Origin of the sequence: Hymenobacter sp. B1770 (assembly GCF_049896385.1) — a bacterium.
Taxonomy (GTDB): Bacteria; Bacteroidota; Bacteroidia; order Cytophagales; family Hymenobacteraceae; genus Hymenobacter.
In genome coordinates this window covers 1-666 of record NZ_JAFCUF010000072.1, presented here as the reverse complement: position 1 = coordinate 666, position 666 = coordinate 1, and the positions used below count along the sequence as shown (strand labels likewise).

Sequence of the window (666 nt, the reverse complement as noted above, 5' to 3'; positions counted from 1 at the left end):
TGCAGCAGCTCCAGCGCCTGGATGTCGTGCCCGGCGCCGGACGGCGCCCCGCAGCGGGTGAACAGGGACCAGGTCAAGAGGAAAAAGAAGGCACCACCGCGCGAAGGCATACTCATGGTTCAAATAAACGGTCCGAAGGTAAACGCTCGCCGTTCAGTTTAAGGAGGGTTGATTAGCTAAAAGGTTCTCGGGCAACCGGGTTGCTACAGACATTGTAGCGTTGGGGTAGAAAGCGTCTACATTTACCCATCTGATTAGCCCTCTTTAATTTTCACATGCTGCTTTCTCGCTCCTACGGCTGGCTGCTGGCTGCCCTGCTTTCGCTGCCCGCCCGGGCCCAAACCGCGCCGCCCGTGACCGCCCCGCTCGACGTGGCCGCCGTCGATGCCGTCATGGCCCGCGCCCTGAAAGCCTTCGACGTGCCGGGCCTGGCCGTGGCCGTGGTCAAGGACGGGCAAGTGGTGCTGAGCAAGGGCTACGGCGTGCGCTCGCTGGCCACGAAAGAGCCGGTGGACGCCAATACGCTGTTCGGCATTGCTTCGAATACCAAGGCCTTTACCACCGCGGCCCTGGGCCTGCTGGTGGACGAGGGCAAGCTGCGCTGGGACGACAAGGTGACGGACCACATCCCCGAGTTTAAGATGTACGACCCCTACGTGACGGCCG

Annotated in this window: 1 protein-coding gene; it reads left to right on the top strand. The window is 62.3% G+C overall.

The window, feature by feature from the left end; all coding sequences use genetic code 11:
* Positions 1 to 275: 275 nt before the first annotated feature.
* A partial coding sequence (locus tag ACP7AJ_RS21530) for a serine hydrolase domain-containing protein (RefSeq protein ID WP_426062298.1) occupies positions 276 to 666 on the top strand: 391 nt, incomplete at its 3' end.